Source organism: Vogesella fluminis (assembly GCF_014652335.1).
Taxonomy (GTDB): domain Bacteria; phylum Pseudomonadota; class Gammaproteobacteria; order Burkholderiales; family Chromobacteriaceae; genus Vogesella; species Vogesella fluminis.
This window is the reverse complement of record NZ_BMYP01000045.1, coordinates 1-18,568: the sequence shown is the minus strand read 5'-3', so window position 1 is coordinate 18,568 and position 18,568 is coordinate 1. Positions and strand designations below refer to the sequence as shown.

The following is an 18,568-nucleotide window of genomic DNA, read 5'->3' as shown; positions in this document are numbered from 1 at the left end:
GAGTTCGTCGATGGCCTCCTACCATCTGTCTGCATTTACACCACTTCCGTGGACTCTATCGACTGGCAAGTTCTAGCCATGAAAAAGCCTGGCTGATTGGCTGTTCGTCGCAGGTATTTTTGACAAGCCATGCTGTATAATGAGCAGTACCGCTACCGCCCGGCAAGTCAATGATTTGTTGGGTTTTTTCTTGTGCGCTCATCTGCTCAAGCCTCCACATTCTGGGTTGATTGGCGGCTTTCTATCCATGCGTGTACGTCAGCGGATCGCCACGCTACAGAACGCTGACCAAGTTTTACAGGCACGGGAAATGCGCCATCGTCCATCAGGCGATAGATTGAGGATCGGCTCAGGCCAACAAGGCTAATAACGGTGGGTAAACGGTAAAGCTGGATTGCGGTATTCATGCCAGCACCTCCGAACGGTAGGTGTTAGCGGCAATCAGGGCACGGCAGGCGGTCAGGACGTTGCGAAGTGCAAGCAGACCGGATAGGCGGGGTTGTCGTCGCGGCTCGGGGTCGGGGTCGCTGCCACCGCTGCTGGATGTCGCCTTTTTGGCGTTGCTGCCGGTTACGCGGGTACGGCTTGCCGATGCACGGCAATGGCTCTGGCAGGCAGTGGATTGGACAGGGCGGGCGGTTGGCCGGTCAATCTTCTTGGCATTAATGTCATCCCAAGTCAGATAGTGACCCAAGAAAGGAGATACATGCCTCCCTTTGAGAGATGATCTGCGCCATTCATTCAGCTTTTCTTCAAGCTCAATTGAACTAACTTCCATTTGTTGATCTTGTGAAAACAAGATGTTCCTCCTCAATGATTACCGCAAAATGCGGGTTTGAAAGTATACCGCATGAAATCATGCAGTACAGATAACAGCCGGTTAGGCCGTCATTAATGCGTTTTAAGCCCGTTTCAGCATCAGCACGTTGGCCGCATCAGGATTGGCCAGCAAGGCCAGTCTTTCGCCCAATACATCAAACGCAGCCTTGCGTTCTGCCATGTACTCTTGGCGCTGATAGGTGCGGGTCACGCGGTTGGCTTCTACATGGTTCTGGCACTTGTCGATAATGTGCGGCATGACGCCAAGTTCGCCCATCAGGGTGGCGGCTGTGCGGCGCAAGTCGTGGCTTGTCCAGTCGCCACCGCTCAGGATCAGGCTGCTGGTGTCTCTGGCGCGGCGGCTCATTGCGCCGGCTTCGCCCTTTTGCCGGTCGCGTATCTGTTTAGTCAGGGTCTTGATGCAAACATGCTTCTGGCCGGTCGTGTTGGGGTAAAGCCAGTTTGCCGACATGGCACAACTGGCCAGCTCTTCAACAGCGGTCACGGCAAAGCGGCTCAGGTGGATAACATGTGCCTGCCCGTTCTTGGCGTGTTCTGCCGGTATCGTCCAAGTGCCTGCCGCCAGATTGATATCTGCCCAGCGGGCGCGTAGCAGCTCGCCCACGCGGCAAGCGGTGGCCAGCATTAGGCGAACCCCTGCCTTGGCCATCGGCGTCAGGCTACAGGCCGGCAAGGCGCTTTGTAGCAGGTGTTTAAGTTCGGCTTCGCTCAATACCCTGTCGCGCATTTTGGACGTGTTGCCAATACGGGTTTTCTTGATACTGGCGGCGGGGTTCTGCCCTTCATCCAGCAAGGCGGTATCAATTGCCCATTTGTAGCAGGCGCAAATATCGCCAAGGGTCAAATGGGCGGAGCGTCCGGCTCCACGGTCGGCAATACGCTGGCCAACGGCGGCTACCATCTGCCGCGTGACTTCATCGGCGTAGATTGCCCCAATGGCTGGCAAAACGTCTTTCTGGTGGCGGCGGATGATCTCGGCAGCGCTTTTCAGCTTGTCCACATGGGCAGCGCGGTAGCGGGCGAACAGATCGCCATAACTCATGCGTGCGGCCAACCTTGCCGCCTCTGCGGCCTCGGCTTGGCGCTTGGCCTCGGCGGCTTGCCATGCCTGCCGTTCGATCTCGGCGGCTTTGCGTTCTTCCTCGATAGGGTCTAGGCCGTTTGCCACCATTTGCCGCAAGTGGTTACGCTCGGCACGGATCGCGGCAAGGTCTTTTTCTGGCCATGTGCCTAACCGCTTTTCGCGCTTTTTATCACCTGCTCGATAGCGATACACAAACGAAACGGCTGGTGTACCATCCGCGCGTATCCGCACTTCGCCAGATAGCCCGCCACCGTCAGACAGGGTTGTTTTGTGATCCGATGCAGATAGCGCCTTGAGGGTTGCCACCTTCAGGGTGTTTTCTTGTTTTGCCATCATTTGCCCCCACATTTGCCCCCACAGAATTTTGGGTTCTCATGGGATGCCATGATAAAGCAAAAAACAAGATAACGTCGCAAGCTTATGTTTTATTTGAACTAATCCGTGGATCATGGGATGTTCTGGTATTGCAGAAAACCTCGTTTTTCCTGACTTGTAATCAGGGGGTAGCGAGTTCGATTCCTGCCGCCGGCACCAATAAAATCAAAGGGTTAGCGCATTTGCGCTAACCCTTTGTGTCATTTTTTCGATTTGTTGCTGCAGTTCTGCTGCAACATCACGCACACTCGACGCTATACCCTTGCTCTACCTAAGGAGCAGGAGCATGGCAAGCATCACATCACGCGGTCAACATCAGTATCAAGCCCAGATTCGACGCAAGGGCTACCCCACCCAAACTCGTACATTTGAAACCAAGGCAGCCGCCAAGGCCTAGGCTGCTGTAATTGAGTCAGAGATGGCTCGCGGTGTCTTCATTGACCGAACCGAAGCCGAAAGCACCACCCTGGGAGATGCACTTCAGCGTTATGCACACCCTCTGTGGCTGGTGTAAAATCATTCATTTTGGCTATCCGAAATGAACAATAAAGCTCACCGTCTGGCTTGGCTGGATGGCTGCCGTGCCTTGGCTGCCCTGCTGGTGATATGTATGCATGTCACCGAGATCTGGATTCCGTATATCAGTGCAGATGATGCGATTGGTCAAGGTTTGCGTGCCATGACTCATCAGTTCAATCTGGGCACTTTCGGGGTGTATGTTTTTTTCCTGGTCAGTGGTTTCGTGATTCCGTTTTCGGTGAGAGGTGAGGGACTGGCGGCGTGTCGTACTTTTCTGATCCGCCGTTTTTTCCGCCTGATGCCGATGTTCTGGTTCAGCATTCCGTTAGGGGTGGTTACTACGCATTGGATGTGGCACAAGGATTTTGGCTGGGATGCCTTGCTGGCTAATGTGCTGCTGCTGCCCAATCTGTTTGATCTGCCGTTTGCCGAGGGGTTGTACTGGTCGTTACAGGCCGAGGTGACTTTCTATTTGTTGATAGCTGCCTTGTTGCTGGTGCAGGGTTTTGCGCGCAGTAGTGTGGTGTTGTCTTATCTGGGGGTGATCGCCGCCGGGAAGTTGCTGGAAAAGAGCGGTCTGCAGGCTTATCACTTTTATCCGGTGGCCATGTTGGTGCTGGAGATGCTGAAGATCATCTTTATTGGCTGGCTGTTGCAGCGCTTGTTCAGTGAGCGGCGGCTGGGCAAGATGGATTGGCTCTTGCTGGGCTATCTGTTGTTCCAGTATTTCGTAAAGCGGCCAATGAATGCCTGGCATTTCTATCAGCATGGCGAGCGCTGGCTGGATCACCTGTCGGTTACGCTGGCCATCGTGGTGCTGTTGCTGTTTCGCGGCCTGAATATTCGCCATGCCTTGCTCGCTTATCTGGGCAAGATCAGCTACAGCCTGTATCTGCTGCATCCGGTCATCATGTATAGCGCGCTGTATCATGTGGCGGTGACGCCGGATAGTTTCTTGCGGCAGTGGCCTTTGCTGTGGGTGCTGGCAGGTGTGTTGCTGCTGACGGTGGCTGCCTCGCATTTGACCTGGCGGTTTATCGAGTGGCCGGCGCAGCAGTGGGGGAAAAGGCTGATTGTCCGCCAGTCTGTGCCGGATGTCAAGGTGCAGGTCCAGCCGGCAAATTGATGCCGGGTGCAATGGCCCGGCGCTTGCCGGGCCGGTGTGGCTAAGGTTGGCCGCAAGGGGGCCGGCATTTGCTGCGCATGGTTTGTTGCTTTGCAGGGTGTATCTGCTACGCCCTGGTTTGAAATGTGATATCCGTCACATATTACTGCCGGCATTGTGTTAGCATGTGCATCTTTCAAGAATGCCGCTATTGCCGGCCATTGCATTCCTACCATGAAAAAATTACTCCAAAGCACGTCTGAACTGGGCAAGGTCTTGCAGCAGTATCGCAAGGCCTTTTATCGTCTGGGGGCTTTCAGTGCGGTGATCAACCTGCTGATGTTGCTGCCTTCGGTCTACATGATCCAGGTATATGATCGTGTGCTGCATAGCCGCAATGAAACCACGCTGCTGATGCTGACGCTGATTACCGTTGCCTTGTTCATGCTGATGGCGGGGCTGGAGCTGGTGCGTTCGCAGACCTTGATCCGTGTCGGCAATCATCTGGATATGTCGCTGAATCATCGTGTGTTTACCGCCGCCTTCGAGCAAAACCTGCGCAAGAGCAGCGGGAATGCGGCGCAGTCCATCCACGATCTGACTACGCTGCGCCAGTTTCTGACCGGTAATGGCCTGTTTGCCTTCTTTGATGCGCCTTGGGCACCGATTTATCTGGTGGTGTGTTTCCTGTTTCACTGGCAGCTTGGTGTGTTCGTACTGGTGGGGATGCTGATTCTGGTCTTCATGACCTATCTGACCGAGAAGTTCACCAAAGAGCCGCTGGCTGAGGCTAACCGTGCCGCGATTGCCGCCGGTAATTATGCCAACAACAATTTGCGCAATGCCGAGGTGATCGAGTCCATGGGCATGTTGCCGGCGTTGCGTGATCGCTGGTTCCGTTTCCAGGGCCGTTTGCTGGAGAAGCAGACCGAGGCTTCGGACAAGGCGGCGCGCATCAATGCGTTGACCAAGTTCATCCGTATTTCCATGCAGTCTACCGTGCTGGGTCTGGGGGCGCTTTTGGTGCTGGATAACCAGATGAGCGGCGGCATGATGATTGCGACATCGATCCTGATGGGCCGGGCTCTGCAGCCGGTTGAGCTGGCAATCGGTTCCTGGAAGCAGTTGATCAGCGCCCGTGCCGCTTACCAGCGGCTGGAGGAGCTGCTGGAGACCTATCCGGCGCGGGGCAGCCATATGAGCCTGCCGCGCCCGGAGGGCCAGATTGGTGTCGAGAACGTGATTGCGGTACCGCCGGGTGCGCCGGCGGCTGTACTCAAGGGGCTTACTTTTGCCATCAATCCCGGTGAGGTGGTCGGTGTGGTGGGGCCGAGTGCTTCCGGCAAGTCGACATTGGCGCGTGTGCTGGTGGGCATCTGGCCGACCCAGGCGGGCAAGGTGCGTCTGGATGGTGCTGATGTGTTCTTGTGGAACAAGGATGAGCTGGGTCCGCATATCGGCTATCTGCCGCAGGATATCGAGTTGTTCCAGGGCTCTATTGCCGAGAATATCGCGCGTTTTGGCGAGATTGATTCCGACAAGGTTATCGATGCGGCCAAGCGTGCCGGTGTGCATGACATGATTTTGCGTCTGCCGCAGGGCTACGAAACCATGCTGGGCGAGGGCGGTGGTTCCTTGTCCGGCGGCCAGAAACAGCGTATCGGTCTTGCGCGTGCGATGTATGGCAGCCCGTCGATTATCGTGCTGGATGAGCCGAACTCCAATCTGGATGATGTCGGTGAGCAGGCTCTGGTGCGTGCCATTGCCGGTCTGAAGGCGGCGGGAACAACCGTGATCCTGATTACCCATCGCACCAGCATCATCAATTCTGTGGACAAACTGCTGGTTCTGCGTGATGGCACGATCAGCTTCTTTGGCCCGCGTGATCAGGTTCTGCAGGCTTTGGCTCAGGCCGCGCAGCAGAGCCAGGTTCAACAGTTGAAACAGTAAGGAGCCGTCACGATGGCCTTGTTCAAGAAGAAAGACAGCGTGGCGACCGTTCATCCTGCCGGTCAGCCGCAGATTGATACCGATGATCGCCGTATTTCACGTGCCGGTACCCGTTTTCTGCTGGCAGGTTTTGCCGGTTTTGTCCTGTGGGCGGGATTGGCGCCTCTGGATGAGGGGGTGGCGTCCAATGGTACGGTGGTGGTGGCCGACAAGCGCAAGACGGTTCAGTCGATCAGCAGCGGTCTGGTTGAAAAGCTGAATGTGCGCGAGGGGGATATGGTGAAGCAGGGACAGCCAGTTATCGAGCTGAATGCCACCAATGCCCGGGCGCAGCTGGAGATTGCGCTGGCGCAGTATATTTCTTCCCGCGCGGTGGAAGATCGCCTGCTGGCCGAGAGCCGCAATGCGGCCAACGTGAGCTTTTCTGCCGAGCTTGTGAGCCTGAAGGATGATCCGCGTGTAGTCGAGGCCCGGAAACTGCAGCAGCAGCTGTTCCAGACGCGCCGATCGATGTTGCAGGGCGAGCAGGCGATTCTCGGCGAGAACCTGCAGGGTTTGCAGGTGCAGTTGCAGGGTCTGCTGGCGATGAAGGTCAATCGCGAGAGCCAGGTGAAGTGGTTCAATGAAGAGCTCAAGGGGATGCGCGCCATGGCCGGCGAGGGGTATATCGCGCGTAACCGTTTGCTGCAGCTGGAGCGTAGTGCGGCAGAAGCCAGCGGCGCCATGTCCGATAACATTGCCAATATCGGTCGTATCCAGAACAGTATTGCCGAAGTCAAGCTCAAGCAGATTGCCAGCAGGCAGAGTTTCCAGCGCGAGGTCGAGTCCCAGCTGACCGATGTCCAGAAAGAGGTGCGGGCGTTGAAAGAGCGTGTGGATGCCCTGCGTTTTGATGTGGTCAACAACAGTATCAAGGCTCCGATTGACGGCATGGTTGTCGGCCTGAATGTGCATACTGTCGGCGGTGTGGTGCAGGCGGGTCAGCCGTTGATGGATGTGGTGCCGATCAACGAGCCATTGATTGTCGAGGCGCAGATTGATCCGTCGATGAGCGCCAAGGTGCATCCTGGCATGCCGGTGGATATCAACTTTGTGGCCCTTAACCAGAACAAGACTCCGGTGATCGATGGCCAGGTCGAGACTTTCTCCGCAGACCGTATTGTTGATCAGAAAACCGGTATGCCTTATTTCCTTGCCCGTGTGAAAGTGACGGACGAAGGCATGAAGAAGATTGGCCAGCAGCAGATCCGCTCCGGCATGCCGGTGACTGTCGTCATCAAGAGCGGCGAGCGCACCATGTTGCAGTATCTGGTCAAGCCGTTGACTGACCGTCTGCATTTTGCCTTTACGGAAGAGTAATGATGATGCGCAAGAAATGCATGGCTTTAGTGTTGGCTGCCATTTTCCCCTTACAAGCGCAGGCGTTGGGTTTGCTGGAGGGCTACCAGCTGGCACGAGAGCACGACCCGCAGTTCCGCATGGCACAGGCTGCGCTGAACGAAGGCGCCACTTTGCCGGGTATCAGTCGCGCACAGCTGCTTCCGAACGTTTCGGCATTTGCCAGTCGCAGCAAGATCAACGGTAGCCAGGAAGCGCCAAATGTTCTGGGGAAAGTAACGGAAACACCGTTGGATTATCGAAGTGAAAGCCGGCAGCTGCAGTTGCGTCAGCCTTTGTTCAATGTCTATCGCGTGCTCGACTACAAGCAAAGTCACCTGAAAGCCGGTCAGGCCGAAAGCGAGTTTGATGTTGAACAGAATCGGTTGATCAATCGTTACCTGGCTAGTTATCTCGACGTGCAGCTGCATCAGCAGAATGTCCGTTTTGCCGAGGCACTGGTCGCCTCCCTGAGCGAGGTGCTGAAATTTGCCCGCAAGCAATACCAGCTGGGTGAGGGGACGGTGATTGATGTTAACGATGCCGAGGCCAAGCTGGCGATTGCCGAGGCGAGGCTGATCGAGTCGGAGGGTTTGCTGGCAGAGGCCATGCAAGGGCTGAGCAGCATGATTGGCCAGTCTTCGGGGGCCATTCATGCGATTGATCCGCGGATCAAGGGCCTGCTTGCTGTTGGTGATGATTTGCAGCAGCTGAAGGAAAAAGCCGAGGCGTCGCCCGAAGTTCGTCGTAGCCGGCAATTGGTGGAGATTGCCGAAGTCGAGCTGAAGAAGATTCGTTCCAATCATCTGCCGACACTGGATCTGGTAGCCAGCAAGTCTTACTCGCAGGCCGAGAGTGTTTCGACCCGGAATCAGACCACCTGGCAGAATTCTGTCGGCTTTCAGCTGAATATCCCGCTGTTGGCGGGTGGTCAGCTCTACTACCAGGGGGAGGCAGGGCGAGCCCGTCTGGAGCGTGCGCAGGCCGAAAGCGATAATATCAGGCAGCAGGTGCAACTGGAGCTGGCCAAGTCCTATCACGGCCTGCAGAGCAGTTTGCGCAAGATTGATGGCTATGTACGCTCGGTACAGGCCAGCGAGGTTCTGGTCAAGGCCAGCCGTAAAGGGATTGATGTTGGTGTGCGCACCACGGTCGATCTGCTGGATGCGGAGGAGCAGCTGTACACCTCGCGCCGCAATCTGGTAGAGGCGCAAAACCAGGCGGTAGCAAGCTGGATACGTCTGAAATCATTGCAGGGCGAGTTGCGCGAGGCGGATGTCGCCGAGCTGGATAAGTGGTTTGTGGCGAAATAACGGGGAATAAGCTGACCGTGGAAATCTTGTTTGGTGCGCATTGTATCCGTTATCCGATGTCCGGCATCGGGCGCTACGCTTATCGCCTCGGGTTGGAGTTGGAAAAACACAGCGATCTGAAGCTTAGTTATTTTTCCGGCACCGGGATTATCGAGCGTCCGGACCCCCTGCGCGAGCCTGTCGCATCAGTAAGCCGTAATACATTGAAACGCTTTATTCCGTTCAAATATCATGTACGCCGGCTTTACCACCGCTGGAAGGATCTGCGTGCGCAGGCTGAGTTTGCACGCTTGCAAGGTGAATACCTGTTCCATGAGCCGAATTATATTCTGGAGTCCTACCAGGGGCCGTCCATCATCACTGTGCATGACTTGTCGCATATCCACTATCCGGAGTGCCATCCGGAGGACCGGATCCGCTTTTTCAATGAGCATTTGCCCAAGTCGATCGAGCGTGCCTGCCACATCCTGACCGTTTCGGACTTTGTGCGTGAAGAGCTGATCGGTCTGCTCGGCATTGCGGCTGACAAGGTCACTACCACCCATAATGGTGTCGACGAGAGCTATCACCCGCGTGACGAGTCGCAGAGTCGCGAAGTGCTGGCGCGTTATGGTCTGACTTACCAGCGCTATCTGCTGGTGGTTGGCACTGTGGAGCCACGCAAGAATCTGCGTCGTCTGATCAATGCCTATCTGATGCTGCCCAAGGCCTTGCAGCAGGCTTATCCGCTGTTGCTGGTTGGTGGCAGGGGCTGGGAGTCGCCCGAGTTCTACGCCCAGCTGGATCGCCTGCAGGCAGCCGGCTCGCTGATCTGGCCGGGCTATGTGCCGGAAGCTGATTTGCCGGTGTTGTATGCGGGTGCCAAGGCACTGGCCTTTCCGTCCATCTACGAGGGCTTTGGCCTGCCGGTTCTGGAGGCGATGGCTTCTGGTGTGCCGGTACTGGCGGCACAGCGCTCGGCGCCAGCCGAGATTCTTGGCGACGCCGGCATGCTGGTGGATACGCTGGATGAACAGGCGATGGCCGACGGTTTGCAACGCATGCTGGAAGACGAGCAGTGGGTGCTGCAGGCACGTGCATCAGGCTTGCTGCGTGCCAGGCAGTTTTCCTGGCAGGCTTGTGCCGAGGTGACGGCCGGGGTGTACCGCCGGCAGTGGCAGCGTTTTTTCTGATGCATGGTCATGCCGTTTTCATTAATGACGCCATGAATCAGTACTAATACGTTAATTGCATGAAATCAATTTTTGTTCAATCTTTTTTCTGCTTTCTCATGCCTGTTTGATTGTCTGGGATGTCCGGATTTGTGATACGGGACACTAAATTACCACGATAATATTAACGGGCATGCATGCTGGTGCTTGGCAGCTGCTACAATGAGCCCCTTGTTTTTATTGAATATATGGTCGCAGCATTGCTGCGCGATTTTTCGGGGGGTAGGTATGACTGAAAGTGATGACGGCTTGGCCATGTTGCTGGCAATGTTTGACTCGACTGATGCACCTGCCGAGCCGGTTACAGTCGATCAGGCAATGGTCTCTGCCGTGACCGTAGTCGTGGTTGGTGCGGTACAGGACACTTCGGATGGCTTGCCGGGCTGGCTTGTGATCGGGGGTAATGACTGGGCCATGGTGTGATAAGTGTCTGAGCATGGGCAAGGTGTGTTTGTCTTGGTTCTGCTTGTCTGTTTACTTAAATTCATTGGTTTTATATGAGAAGTGCATTGATTACCGGCATTACCGGCCAGGATGGGGCTTACCTGGCGCGTTTGTTGCTGGAAAAGGGTTATCAGGTGCATGGTCTCGTGGCTCGCCGTAGCAGTGATACCATGTGGCGCCTTCGTGAGCTGGGTATCGCAGGCAAGGTTGTGCTACATGATGGCGACATGTGTGATGTGACATCGCATATCCGGGCACTGGAAACCGCCAAGGCTGATGAGGTGTATAATCTTGCCGCCCAGAGTTTTGTCGGTGCTTCGTGGAGCCAGCCTTTGTTGACTGCACAGGTGACGGGCCTTGGTGTGGCGAACATGCTGGAGGCTATCCGGCAGGTCAATCCTGAAATGCGTTTTTATCAGGCGTCTACCAGTGAAATGTTTGGCCTGATCCAGGCTGAGCGCCAGTCGGAGACGACGCCATTTTACCCGCGTAGCCCTTATGGCGTGGCCAAACTGTATGGCCACTGGTTGACGGTCAATTATCGCGAGAGCTTTGGCCTGCACGCCTCCAGCGGCATCCTGTTCAATCATGAGTCGCCATTGCGTGGCATCGAGTTTGTTACTCGCAAGGTGACGGATGCCGTAGCCCGCATCAAGCTTGGCAAGCAGAAGGAGTTGCGCTTGGGCAATATCGATGCCAAGCGCGATTGGGGTTTTGCTGGTGACTATGTCGAAGCAATGTGGCTGATGCTGCAGCAGGACAAGGCCGATGATTACGTGATTGCAACAGGGCAAACAACTTCTGTGCGTGATATGGTGTGTATCGCCTTTGAGCATGTCGGCCTTGATTATCAGCAGTATGTGGTAATCGATCCCAAGTTGTTCCGTCCGGCCGAGGTGGATGTTTTGCTGGGTGATCCTTCCAAGGCAGCCAGGCAGTTGGGCTGGAAGACCAGAACCAGCCTGCAGCAGCTGATTGTAATGATGCTGGATGCGGACTTGCGTCGCGTATCCCAGGAGTCTTAAGCCCGGTTATTAGGGTAACTCTTTGGCTTGCCCACCATGGGTGTCCGGTGCTTGTGTGTGGTGGGTAAGTCTCTGAGTATGGTTTTGTTCGTTTGTACTGACCCGTCACTGTGTTTGTTAATGGATAGAGTGGCTTATGTCAGGAAGTAGGCTTGCTATGGCGGGTGGTCATGTACGCGAGATTGATGGCTTGCGTGCCTTGGCGGTGCTGTCAGTCATGATTGCTCATCTGGTGCCTGCTTGGTTGCCAGGTGGTTTTATCGGTGTTGATATTTTCTTCGTCATTTCCGGCTATGTCGTTAGCCGGGCAATGGCGCATCGCCCCCGGTCCTCATTGTGGTTTGAGCTGGCTGACTTTTTTGCCCGCCGCATCCGTCGCATCATGCCTGCTTTACTGGTTTGCCTGCTCTTTACCACCCTGATGACGGTATTGCTGGTACCGTTTTCTTGGCTTAGTTCCACGACTAACCAGACTGGTTTATGGGCTGTTTTTGGACTCAGTAACTTTGCACTGGTTTTATTTCAGGATGGCTATTTCTCGCCACGTACTGAATTCAACCCCTTTATGCATACATGGTCGCTGGCGGTAGAAGAACAGTTCTATCTGGTGTTCCCATGGCTGTTCCTGATCTGGTTACGGACTAGACAAATTGCCGGCCGCTCGCGTTATCTCACTGCTGGGCTGTGGACAGGCTTGGCATTGCTTTCCATTGTGGTGGCATGGGCATGGAGCAAGGCACAGCCTCAGTGGGCATATTATTTGCTGCCTAGCCGCTTCTGGGAGTTGGCTGCCGGTGTGATGTTCTATCAGCTGCAGGCCAGTGGCCGACTGGGCAAGCTTGCTATGGTGCCACCTAATGGCTTCTTGCTGGCGGGTCTGATCATGGTGGTTACGGGCCTGTTTTATGCGGATCCGGATGCCTTCCCTTATCCATGGGCATTGCTGCCGGTGTTGGGCACTTTGCTGGTACTGGCCTCTGTTAGCAGGGGTTGTACAGCCTCTCTTGCCCGACTTGGTTTGGGCAATGGCATTGCTGTTTATGTCGGACAAATGTCATATTCCCTCTATCTTTGGCACTGGCCGGTGTATGTAATGTTCCGCTGGACAGTTGGGTTGGAGCAGGGGCGCTACCGCTTGCTGGCGGTGTTGCTTACCTTCTTGCTGGCCTGGTTTTCCTGGAGGCTGGTCGAGCGCCCGGTACGTAGTACAAGATTTTTGGTTGCGGGCAGCTGGCATACGCTTACTGCTGGTGCGCTGGCCATCAGTATGGCCTGGCTTGCGGTAAGCTCACTGTTTACGCATCGTGAGAGCTTGAGCCTGAGTGTAACGGCGGATACTTATCAATGGTACCCGTATGCCTTTCCGGCAGCACCATTACCTGGCCCCAAACCTTTAGCCGGGCACAAAATATTTGTTATAGGTAATTCGCATGGAATGGCCTATTCTACGATGCTTGCCGAGGCAAACCGCGAGTTTGGTATTGAGATACGTCAGCATCCTGTGGACGCCTGCCCCATGGGAAGTCTGCTGAAAACAATCGATTCTGTCCCTGGCTGCCCGGAGACCGTGTCATCCTTGATGCAGATGCTGGCCCAGGAGGCCAAGCCTGGCGATATGGTGTTTTTCGCATCACTCCGTGCTTATCGTCTGATTGATCAGTGGGCACGTTTTGATCTGGAGGCGGTCCGTCGCTTTGGTAAAAGTGATGGAGAAAAAACTGCTCGCTTGCGCTCCATGCAGGAAACGGAGGAGTTGATCCAACAACTGGCCCGCTTGCAGGTAAAAGTCCTGATTGATGCACCCAAGCCGGTGTTGCGAGCACCTGCTTTCCGTTGCTCTGATTGGTTCAATCGCCATAATCCGGTTTGCAGTACCGGAGCTGATACCAGCAGGGTCTTGCTGCTCGAGATGCGTGCGCCGGTCATGTCATCACTGCAGTACTTGCAGCAGAGAAACACAAACCTGACAGTATGGGACCCATTCCCGGTACTTTGCCCGGGAGAGGTTTGTCGGGCATTTGATGCATCGGGCAAGACTATGTTTTTTGATGGTGATCATTTGAGTGCACATGGCAATCGGGTGCTATACCCACGTTTTGCTCAAGTGTTACGCAATATGTATGGCATTAGCCAGACATACGTTTCAGCCTGTGGGGTCAGCCAGTGCTCACTGGATAATACTGTGTTGTGACTCAAGGCGGATAGGCTGGTAGATGGCGCTATCGAAGTTCTTGCAATTTGGTGAAGAACAATGAAGTTTCTTGTCATTTCCGTTAGCGTCATCCCGAGGCCGTATTGACACCTACAGTTTGACCTCGGAGAGCCGCTGGTTGACCTCGTCCAGATCAAAGGTTGCAGGATCGAAGCTGCCGCCGCACCACTCTAGCATCGCCTGATGCTCCTCATGTGTCGGGTCGTTGATGGCTTCCAGAAACTCGTAATAGCCCGGTACCCCACCGACATCTTCCGGCGGGCACGCATTGCTACCATCCAGGCAGATCGGGTAAGGCAAGTCCAGGTCTGGAGGCAGAACCTTTTCGACTTTCACGCGATGCTGCCAGTCGTCACCGTAGTCATAGAGATATGTGAAGGTCTTCTTCACCCCCAGCGCCTTTGCAAGGGTTACCTTCTTTTCGTCCTCGACAGGCAAGTCACTCGGGAAGTCCGGATCGGGTTCACCATAACTGGTCTCCCCAATTACAAATTCATGCAGATGACCGCCTTCCCATCCCATGGCGAGTTGCAAGATGGCATGAAGCTTCGATAGCTTGACCGATCCGGGCACCAGCAACCGTCGCCAGATCACGGGATCGGTGTAACGCAGTTCAATATGGAGCTGATAGACAGGGGCTGGCGAGCGCACTACGCGCAGTGCCGGTTTGCGGGCTTGGGCCATGCAGATAGTCCTTTAGGCGGCTTCCTGTTGAGCCTGTTCGGCAGGCTTCATCAAACGCCATGGGAGCAATTCATCGATACGGTTAATTGGATGGTCGGCAATGCGCTCGAACACCGTGCGAAGATAGGCGTAGGGTTCAATGTCGTTCAACCGCGCCGTGCCGATCAGGCTATAGATCACCGCCGCGCTCTGGCCGCCGCCATCGGAGCCGGCAAAGAGGTAGTTGCGCCGGCCAAGAACCAGCGGCCGGATCGAGCGTTCCGCCGTGTTATTGTCGATCTCGATACGGCCATCTTCGCTGTAGCGGGCCAAGGTGACTTTGACGAACATGCCGTTACTTTATACCGGCTGTATATGTTGTCAATAAAAACGTTCATCGGAAAAAACGTGCCATTACAAGAGTTTTGGATAAGACACCTCTGGAACCCGCATGGTTATTAGGGGCGAGGGGTCAAAACGGGCTGTTTTTTGGGACGAACTGTCGAACTCGGGAGCTCGATCTCAATGCTCGATGCGGAGGCTGGAACGGGCATGGTGTCTGTATACGACATCGCGGGTGCAGTCGGTGTGGCCATCGGCATGGCTGGTTCAGGAGTAATCGTCACGGGCATCAGGGCGGTTTCGACGCGGCTCTTGCCGAGCTGGCCAGCGCGATACTGCCGGCGCCACTTGAATACCATATTGGGGTTGAGCCCATGTGCCTGAGCAAGCTTGGCCACGGAGATGTCGGGTTCGCAGGCAGCGATCGCCACCTGGCATTTATAGGCGACGGGATAATTGGGCCGCCCTTTGCGGCCGGATACCCGTATGTTCTCAGTAGACACTGTAGTCCCCACCACTCATTTGATGGGGACTACTTTGGACACGTTCTTGTCGCCCGTCTATGCGGCCTCAGAATGACGCTTACTCATTTCCTGACTGATTTTTGTTATAAAAATGCCGTTCACCTGGATAGGTGAACGGCATTTTTTTGCGGCCAACGTTGGCCGCAACGGGCGGTATCAGTGGCCGCCGCCCTTTACCAGCTCTTCCACCACCTTCTTGGCGTCGCCGAACACCATCATGGTCTTGTCCAGGTAGAACAGCTCGTTGTCGAGACCGGCGTAGCCGGCGTTCATCGAGCGCTTGACCACGATCACGGTGCGCGCCTTGTGCGCTTCCAGGATAGGCATGCCGTAGATCGGGCTGGCCTTGTCCTTCTGCGCTGCCGGGTTGACCACGTCGTTGGCACCGATCACCAGTACCACGTCGGTGTTGGCGAAGTCGGAGTTGATCTCCTCCATCTCCTGCACCTGCTCGTACGGCACCTCGGCTTCCGCCAGCAGCACGTTCATGTGCCCCGGCATGCGCCCGGCCACCGGGTGGATGGCGTAGCGCACGTTGACACCCTTCTCGGAGAGCAGCTCGGCGAATTCCTGCAGCGCGTGCTGCGCGCGCGATACCGCCAGGCCGTAGCCCGGCACGATGATCACGGAGTCGGCATTGCCCATCAGGAAGGCCGCGTCCTCGGCAGAGCCGGACTTGTAGTTCTTCGGACCGGAGGCCGCTGCGCCGCCAGTGGCGACTTCGGCACCGAAGCCGCCCAGCAGCACGCTGACGATGGAGCGGTTCATCGCCTTGCACATGATGTAGGACAGGATGGCACCGGAGGCGCCGACGCAGGCGCCGGCGATGATCAGCACCGGGTTGTTGAGTGTGAAGCCGATACCCGCCGCCGCCCAGCCGGAGTAGCTGTTCAGCATCGATACCACCACCGGCATGTCGGCACCGCCGATCGGGATGATCAGCGTCACGCCCAGCACCAGCGCGATGGAGACCATCATCAGGAAGGCCGCGTGGCTGTCGCTGAGGAAGTACAGCACGCCGAAGCCGACCATCGCCAGCGCCAGCACCAGGTTCAGCAGGTGCTGGCCGCCGAAGTTCACCGCCTTGGCGCCGAAACGCCCGGACAGCTTGCCGTAGGCCACCACCGAGGCGGTGAAGGTGATGGCGCCGATGAAGGCGCCGATGAACAGCTCGATCTTCTGTACGCCGGTGTGTTCCACGCCGCTGTGGAAGATGGCCGCCACCGCGATCAGCACCGCGGACAGGCCGACCAGCGAGTGCATCGCCGCCACCAGTTCCGGCATGCCGGTCATTTCCACGGTCTTGGCTTTCCACGCGCCGATGGCACCGCCGGCGGCGATGGCGCCGGCAATCAGCGCCAGTACCGGCTTGTCCATGATCAGGAAGGTGGTCACCACCGCGATCAGCATGCCGATCATGCCGTAGCGGTTGCCCTGGATGGCGGAGGTGGGCGAGGACAGCCCCTTCAGTGCCAGGATGAACAGCACCGCCGCGACCAGATAAAGTATTGCCGAGAGATTTTCCATCGTGTGTCCCTTATTTTTTCTTCTTCTTGAACATGTCGAGCATGCGCTGGGTGACCAGGAAGCCGCCGAAGATGTTGATGCTGGCGAGGAAGATGCCGATGGTGCCCAGCACCGAGGTGATGCTCAGCTCGCTGCCATTGATGTCCACCACCTGCAGCATGGCGCCGACGATGATGATGCCGGAGATGGCGTTGGTGACCGCCATCAGCGGCGTGTGCAGCGCCGGGGTGACGTTCCATACCACGTGGTAGCCGACGAACACGGCGAGGACGAAGATGGTGAAGCTGGTGATGAATGGATCAACCATGGGTGGTCTCCTTCTTGACTGCCGGGGCCACGTTGGCCGCAGGGAAGCGCACTTCGCCGGCGTGGGTCACCAGGGTGGCCGCCAGCAGCTCGTCTTCCAGATTGAGGGTAAAACCTTCCTTGCTGAGCATCAGGCTCAGGAAGGTGAACAGGTTCTTGGCGTACAGGCTGGAGGCGTCGGCCGCCACCATGCCCGGCAGGTTGGTGCTGCCCACCACGGTGACACCGTTGTCGGTGCTGATCACCTCGCCCGGCGCCGTCAGCGCGCAGTTGCCGCCGGCTTCGGCGGCAAGGTCGATGATCACGCTGCCCGGCTTCATCGCCTGCACCACCTCGGCGCTGAGCAGCGTCGGCGCCTTCTTGCCCGGAATCAGCGCGGTGGTGATGATGATGTCGGCCTGGCGCGCGTGCTTGGCCACCAGCTCGGCCTGCCGCTGCTTGTAGTCGTCGGACATCTCCTTGGCGTAGACGCCGTCGTTGGCTTTCTTCTCCTCCTCGCTCATCGGCACTTCGATGAACTTGCCGCCCAGCGATTCCACCTGTTCCTTGGTCGAGGCGCGCACGTCGGTGGCTTCCACCACCGCACCCAGGCGCTTCGCCGTGGCGATGGCCTGCAGGCCGGCGACGCCCACGCCCATGATCAGCACCCGCGCCGGCTTCACCGTGCCGGCGGCGGTCATCAGCATCGGCATGAAGCGCGGATAGTAGTGGGTGGCCAAGAGCACCGCGCGGTAGCCGGCGATGTTGTTCTGGCTGGACAGCACGTCCATGCTCTGTGCGCGGGTGGTGCGCGGCAGCAGCTCCATGGCGAAGGCGGATACCTTCCTGGCCGCCAGAGCCGGGAAGGTGTCGTTATGGTACGGCGAGAGCTGGCCGATCAGCACCGCGCCGTCCTTCAGCTCGGCGATGGCGTCGGCGGGCAGCGGACGCACGGTGAGCACGATGTCGCCCTGGCCCAGCGCCGCGGCGCGCGATGCGGCCAACGTTGCGCCGGCTTCCGAGTAGGCCGCATCCGGCACCGCGGCATGACGCCCGGCGCCGGTCTCGACCACCACGGTGTGACCCATGGCGACAAGTTTCTTCACCGTTTCCGGTGTGGCGGCCACGCGGCTTTCACCTGCCAGCCGTTCGGCGGCAATAGCGATTTGCATGGTCTTCCTTTCTGCAAATGGTTGAATGACAAATTTAAAAACTATGGAGATAGCGAACGCCCGTGCGAGGCTTGATTTCGAACGAGCGTTTGAATTGGTAATTAATCACAAATTTGTGATTTGGCGCAATGCTTTTACATAAAAGCGACATCCGGTTGCCAGAATTTGCGGCTGACAAATCTGCTGTTGACTATATGAATACTGTCTGACAGTTTTTTAATCAAATGATTTAACGATGTATTTTCATCAATCACGGCTTGATGGCACACAACTGTTGCCATTTTTGTACGTTGCTGCGGGGCAACATCCGGACGCCGTGACGGCGCTTGCCGCCGGCTGGCAGCCAGGGTTGGCCGCATTCTTCATGTCAAAGCGATTTATCGCGCCGCAATAGCCATTTCAGTAAACCGTTTTGCCTGCCATGCTGTAAACAAGGGCTTACGCTTAAGGGATAACACTTGCCCGCCGGCAGCAGCCGGCGCGTGCTGCCCGCTTACGACAAGGAGACGCTCATGCATTGGCCTTATCCGGTGGGCTTTGCCCATTCCATTACCCATAAGTCCCTCGCCAGCCGTTACCATCTCGTCCTGACAAGCGAAA

The 18,568-nt window shown here is 56.6% G+C and carries 18 protein-coding genes and 1 pseudogene; 9 read left to right on the top strand and 10 right to left on the bottom strand.

The features are described from left to right. Window positions 1-55 precede the first annotated feature (55 nt). From IE083_RS13775 to IE083_RS13760, 4 genes are all read right to left on the bottom strand, one after another. Complete coding sequence (locus IE083_RS13775) at window positions 56-202, bottom strand: hypothetical protein (protein ID WP_189354504.1); 147 nt, start codon at window positions 200-202, stop codon at window positions 56-58. Between the two features lie 4 nt (window positions 203-206). Beyond that, window positions 207-407 (bottom strand): helix-turn-helix transcriptional regulator, encoded by a 201-nt coding sequence (locus tag IE083_RS13770; RefSeq protein WP_189354502.1) that lies wholly within the window; start codon window positions 405-407, stop codon window positions 207-209. Then, on the bottom strand, window positions 404-799 hold the full coding sequence (locus IE083_RS13765; RefSeq protein ID WP_189354501.1) for a hypothetical protein: 396 nt from the start codon (window positions 797-799) through the stop codon (window positions 404-406). Before IE083_RS13765 ends, IE083_RS13770 begins: the two co-directional genes overlap by 4 nt. Before the next feature lie 102 nt (window positions 800-901). Next, window positions 902-2,260: a tyrosine-type recombinase/integrase gene (locus IE083_RS13760; protein ID WP_189354499.1), complete on the bottom strand. Its 1,359-nt coding sequence runs from the start codon at window positions 2,258-2,260 to the stop codon at window positions 902-904. 577 nt (window positions 2,261-2,837) lie between these two features. On the opposite strand from IE083_RS13760, the gene IE083_RS13755 reads away from it, so the two are divergent. The 8 genes from IE083_RS13755 (at window position 2,838) to IE083_RS13720 (ending at window position 13,434) form a co-directional block, all read left to right on the top strand. Continuing rightward, window positions 2,838-3,944: an acyltransferase family protein gene (locus tag IE083_RS13755; RefSeq protein WP_189354497.1), complete on the top strand. Its 1,107-nt coding sequence runs from the start codon at window positions 2,838-2,840 to the stop codon at window positions 3,942-3,944. A gap of 213 nt (window positions 3,945-4,157) precedes the next feature. Beyond that, entirely contained in the window at window positions 4,158-5,873 is a 1,716-nt protein-coding gene (locus IE083_RS13750; protein ID WP_189354495.1) for a type I secretion system permease/ATPase, read from the top strand. Window positions 5,874-5,885: 12 nt separating this feature from the next. After that, window positions 5,886-7,232 (top strand): HlyD family type I secretion periplasmic adaptor subunit, encoded by a 1,347-nt coding sequence (locus IE083_RS13745; RefSeq protein WP_189354493.1) that lies wholly within the window; start codon window positions 5,886-5,888, stop codon window positions 7,230-7,232. Then, window positions 7,232-8,563: a TolC family outer membrane protein gene (locus IE083_RS13740; RefSeq protein ID WP_189354491.1), complete on the top strand. Its 1,332-nt coding sequence runs from the start codon at window positions 7,232-7,234 to the stop codon at window positions 8,561-8,563. The genes IE083_RS13745 and IE083_RS13740 overlap by 1 nt, the downstream gene beginning before the upstream one ends. A 17-nt stretch (window positions 8,564-8,580) precedes the next feature. Continuing rightward, window positions 8,581-9,735, top strand: coding sequence for a glycosyltransferase family 4 protein (locus IE083_RS13735; RefSeq protein WP_189354490.1), 1,155 nt, complete (start codon window positions 8,581-8,583; stop codon window positions 9,733-9,735). Between the two features lie 201 nt (window positions 9,736-9,936). Beyond that, the gene (locus IE083_RS13730) at window positions 9,937-10,197 is read left to right on the top strand and encodes a hypothetical protein (RefSeq protein WP_189354488.1); all 261 of its coding nucleotides are present in this window, start codon (window positions 9,937-9,939) and stop codon (window positions 10,195-10,197) included. An 86-nt stretch (window positions 10,198-10,283) separates the two neighbouring features. Next, a complete protein-coding gene (gene gmd / locus IE083_RS13725) occupies window positions 10,284-11,243 on the top strand; it encodes a GDP-mannose 4,6-dehydratase (protein ID WP_229799756.1) in 960 nt (319 codons plus the stop codon). Between the two features lie 157 nt (window positions 11,244-11,400). After that, a complete protein-coding gene (locus tag IE083_RS13720; RefSeq protein ID WP_189354484.1) occupies window positions 11,401-13,434 on the top strand; it encodes an acyltransferase family protein in 2,034 nt (677 codons plus the stop codon). 111 nt (window positions 13,435-13,545) lie between these two features. Here IE083_RS13720 and IE083_RS13715 read toward each other — a convergent pair whose 3' ends face one another. The 6 genes and pseudogenes from IE083_RS13715 to IE083_RS13690 all read right to left on the bottom strand — a co-directional run bounded on the left by IE083_RS13715 (window position 13,546) and on the right by IE083_RS13690 (window position 17,968). Next, window positions 13,546-14,139 carry a plasmid pRiA4b ORF-3 family protein gene (locus tag IE083_RS13715; protein ID WP_189354482.1) on the bottom strand — a complete coding sequence of 198 codons (594 nt, stop codon included), beginning with the start codon at window positions 14,137-14,139 and terminating at the stop codon, window positions 13,546-13,548. Window positions 14,140-14,151: 12 nt separating this feature from the next. After that, window positions 14,152-14,451, bottom strand: a pseudogene (locus IE083_RS13710) (transposase domain-containing protein); the annotation flags it as partial. Window positions 14,452-14,576: 125 nt separating this feature from the next. Continuing rightward, the gene (gene tnpA, locus IE083_RS16060; protein ID WP_189354480.1) at window positions 14,577-14,963 is read right to left on the bottom strand and encodes an IS66-like element accessory protein TnpA; all 387 of its coding nucleotides are present in this window, start codon (window positions 14,961-14,963) and stop codon (window positions 14,577-14,579) included. A 177-nt stretch (window positions 14,964-15,140) separates the two neighbouring features. Continuing rightward, the gene (locus IE083_RS13700) at window positions 15,141-16,511 is read right to left on the bottom strand and encodes an NAD(P)(+) transhydrogenase (Re/Si-specific) subunit beta (RefSeq protein WP_189354478.1); all 1,371 of its coding nucleotides are present in this window, start codon (window positions 16,509-16,511) and stop codon (window positions 15,141-15,143) included. A 10-nt stretch (window positions 16,512-16,521) separates the two neighbouring features. Continuing rightward, complete coding sequence (locus IE083_RS13695) at window positions 16,522-16,818, bottom strand: proton-translocating transhydrogenase family protein (RefSeq protein WP_189354476.1); 297 nt, start codon at window positions 16,816-16,818, stop codon at window positions 16,522-16,524. Then, window positions 16,811-17,968 carry a Re/Si-specific NAD(P)(+) transhydrogenase subunit alpha gene (locus IE083_RS13690; RefSeq protein ID WP_189354475.1) on the bottom strand — a complete coding sequence of 386 codons (1,158 nt, stop codon included), beginning with the start codon at window positions 17,966-17,968 and terminating at the stop codon, window positions 16,811-16,813. Before IE083_RS13690 ends, IE083_RS13695 begins: the two co-directional genes overlap by 8 nt. A gap of 235 nt (window positions 17,969-18,203) precedes the next feature. On the opposite strand from IE083_RS13690, the gene IE083_RS13685 reads away from it, so the two are divergent. Then, on the top strand, window positions 18,204-18,362 hold the full coding sequence (locus IE083_RS13685; RefSeq protein WP_189354472.1) for a hypothetical protein: 159 nt from the start codon (window positions 18,204-18,206) through the stop codon (window positions 18,360-18,362). Window positions 18,363-18,568 lie beyond the last annotated feature (206 nt).

Excerpts from the sequence above, each read along its gene's own strand:
- IE083_RS13775 (WP_189354504.1), bottom strand. The coding sequence starts at position 202 with ATGAGCGCACAAGAAAAAACCCAACAAATCATTGACTTGCCGGGCGGT.
- IE083_RS13770 (WP_189354502.1), bottom strand. The coding sequence starts at position 407 with ATGAATACCGCAATCCAGCTTTACCGTTTACCCACCGTTATTAGCCTT.
- IE083_RS13760 (WP_189354499.1), bottom strand. The coding sequence starts at position 2,260 with ATGATGGCAAAACAAGAAAACACCCTGAAGGTGGCAACCCTCAAGGCG.
- IE083_RS13755 (WP_189354497.1), top strand. The coding sequence starts at position 2,838 with ATGAACAATAAAGCTCACCGTCTGGCTTGGCTGGATGGCTGCCGTGCC.
- IE083_RS13750 (WP_189354495.1), top strand. The coding sequence starts at position 4,158 with ATGAAAAAATTACTCCAAAGCACGTCTGAACTGGGCAAGGTCTTGCAG.
- IE083_RS13745 (WP_189354493.1), top strand. The coding sequence starts at position 5,886 with ATGGCCTTGTTCAAGAAGAAAGACAGCGTGGCGACCGTTCATCCTGCC.
- IE083_RS13740 (WP_189354491.1), top strand. The coding sequence starts at position 7,232 with ATGATGATGCGCAAGAAATGCATGGCTTTAGTGTTGGCTGCCATTTTC.
- IE083_RS13730 (WP_189354488.1), top strand. The coding sequence starts at position 9,937 with ATGAGCCCCTTGTTTTTATTGAATATATGGTCGCAGCATTGCTGCGCG.
- IE083_RS13720 (WP_189354484.1), top strand. The coding sequence starts at position 11,401 with ATGGCGGGTGGTCATGTACGCGAGATTGATGGCTTGCGTGCCTTGGCG.
- IE083_RS13715 (WP_189354482.1), bottom strand. The coding sequence starts at position 14,139 with ATGGCCCAAGCCCGCAAACCGGCACTGCGCGTAGTGCGCTCGCCAGCC.
- IE083_RS13700 (WP_189354478.1), bottom strand. The coding sequence starts at position 16,511 with ATGGAAAATCTCTCGGCAATACTTTATCTGGTCGCGGCGGTGCTGTTC.
- IE083_RS13695 (WP_189354476.1), bottom strand. The coding sequence starts at position 16,818 with ATGGTTGATCCATTCATCACCAGCTTCACCATCTTCGTCCTCGCCGTG.
- IE083_RS13690 (WP_189354475.1), bottom strand. The coding sequence starts at position 17,968 with ATGCAAATCGCTATTGCCGCCGAACGGCTGGCAGGTGAAAGCCGCGTG.
- IE083_RS13685 (WP_189354472.1), top strand. The coding sequence starts at position 18,204 with ATGTATTTTCATCAATCACGGCTTGATGGCACACAACTGTTGCCATTT.